We start from the raw sequence: 2,267 nt of genomic DNA on the forward strand, positions 1-2,267 counted from the left end.
TTATCGACTCGGGAACCGGGGCTTTTTTGCGTTGTCCTGTGTTCTCTCTGCGCTTGTTCTCTCTGGGGCAGCCGCACCCTCGGCCTGAGAACGCTGTGGGGCGTGTGTGCGTGGGGCGTGCCTGCTCGGCGGCTGCGGCGGACACCATTCACCCTGGGCTGCGGACCCACTGAATGGTCGGGCAAGCGGGAGTGGGCAGCGAGGAAAGCCGGGTCGTGGTCTCGTCGGTGGGGGTGACGTCCGCCGAGCGGCCTTGGCGGCTTTCTTGTCGGCCCTCCGTCCGCGGGGCGCGAGGCCACCTGGTGCTGGTTCAGGTCGCTCATGGAGACATGCAGCTGCTCCTGGGGTCTTCGGCCCCGGTCACGGAACGCGTGTCCTCGGTCGCAGAAAGACGACCACCGCCTCCGGGGTGTGCCCCGGAGGCGGTGGTCAGCAGGTGGGTCGATCTTTTGTTGAGCGGGTTCGGCACTCGCCGGCGTCAGCCTTCGACGGCCGGGCTGTTTCCGCGTGCGCTCGCTCCGGGACCGTCGGTGTAGCCGGGGATGCCGGCGGCACGGCCCAGTTCGATGTCGAGGGCCTCGCGGCGGATCCGCTGATCCATGTAGAGCAGAGCGGTGACGCCCGCCTGGACGGGGAAGGTGATGGTGGATCCGATGACGGCGCCGATCCCGGTGAGGATGAGATACGTCCAGCCGAGAGCCGCCTGGTCACCCGTGGCGAATGCCGCCAGGCTGTCGCCGCTGGCGAGCATCCCGACCACCGAGAAGGGGATCTGGACGATCGACGAGACGAGCGAGACGACGATCAGGGTGAGCACCTGGATGCCCAGAATCCGCCACCACGAGCCCCGGACCAGCTTGCCGGACCGGGCCATCGACTTCAGGACACCCTGTTTCTCCAGCATCAGAGCGGGTGAGGAGAGGCTGAAGCGGATCATCAGCCAGACGGCCACGGCAAGGGCGACGACCCCGCCGAGGAAGGCCAGGCCGAGACCCGCGGTGGTGGCGCCGCCGAGCGCCACAAGGATGCCGGGGGCGACGCCGACAGCGATGACACCGCCCACGATCAGGCTGAGCAGCAGCACCAGCGCGAGCAGACGCGGCAGTCGCCCACGGGCGTCGGACCAGGTCTCGCCCAGCGTGGCCGGCCGGCCGAGCACGGCGCGGCTGACGACCATGGTGAGCATCGCTGTGGCGATGACGACGCCGAGCAGCGTGACGACCGTGGCGAGCCCCCCGGCGGCCAGGGTGCCGCCGAAAACACGCATGGCCTCGCCGAACGAGACGTCGTCACCCTGCAGGGAGTCGAGCGTCTTGGTGTCGTCGAGCATGACCCTCTGGAGCAGCAGCATCGCGCCCTGGGTCAGCAGGGACACCGGGAACGAGATGACGAGCACGGTGCGCCAATGTGCGCGCATCGTGGCGACCGCTCCTTCGAGGACGTCGCCGATGCCCAGTGGCCGCAGCGGGATGACACCGGGTTTGGGCACCGGCGGGGCACCCCAGTGCGGCTGCTGCCAACCGGAGGGCGCGGGGCTGCCCCAGACGGGGCCGGCGGGCGGCGGGGGCGGCGGGGCGCCCCAGCTGCGGGCGGCCTGCCACTGTCCTGGGGGCGGTTGCCGCGGGGACCAGTTCTGCGGCGCAGCGTCCTGCGGCGCACCGGCACCGTCCGTACGGCCCGGTTCGCCGGAGGGCGAGGATCCGGGCGAGGCCCAGCCCGGAGAGTCGTTCATCGTCGCTCCTTCGCTACTGCGCTACGTACCCGTCCAACGGCGGGACGGTGGCCATCGTGCCACGGGGGATGCGGGTGTGTGCCTGCGGATGCGGAGCGCCGCAACCGTTCTAAACGTGCTGCCGGTCAGGGCAGACTGAGTAGATGGGTGATCAGCACGTGGTTACTGTGGCCAAAGGTTCACAAGACAATCCCGGCGAGCCCCTGCCGGTACTGCGCTGGGAGGAGCCGCCGGAAGGTCCCGTCCTCGTTCTTCTCGACCAGGCAAGGCTGCCCGCCGAGGAAGTGGAGCTGGTCTGCACGGACGTTCCCGCCCTGGTCGAGGCGATCCAGGGTCTCTCCGTGCGTGGCGCCCCCCTGCTCGGCATCGCGGGCGCCTACGGCGTCGCCCTGGCCGCCGCCCGCGGCTACGACGTGGAGGACGCCGCCGCGTCCCTCGCCCACGCGCGGCCGACCGCCGTCAATCTGGCCTACGGCGTCCGGCGGGCCCTCGCCGCCCACCGGGCCGCTCTCGCCGGCGGCGACCCGGGGGGGGG

The 2,267-nt window shown here is 71.0% G+C and carries 1 protein-coding gene and 1 pseudogene; one reads left to right on the forward strand and one right to left on the reverse strand.

Features of this window, described 5'->3' with window-relative positions:
- Positions 1–478: 478 nt before the first annotated feature.
- Positions 479–1,732, reverse strand: coding sequence for a DUF7847 domain-containing protein (locus AC3ET4_RS30625; RefSeq protein ID WP_431955205.1), 1,254 nt, complete (start codon positions 1,730–1,732; stop codon positions 479–481).
- Between the two features lie 143 nt (positions 1,733–1,875).
- Between AC3ET4_RS30625 and AC3ET4_RS30630 the strand changes: the two are divergent.
- Positions 1,876–2,267: pseudogene (locus AC3ET4_RS30630) on the forward strand (S-methyl-5-thioribose-1-phosphate isomerase); the annotation flags it as partial.

The organism is Actinacidiphila sp. bgisy167 (assembly GCF_057707665.1).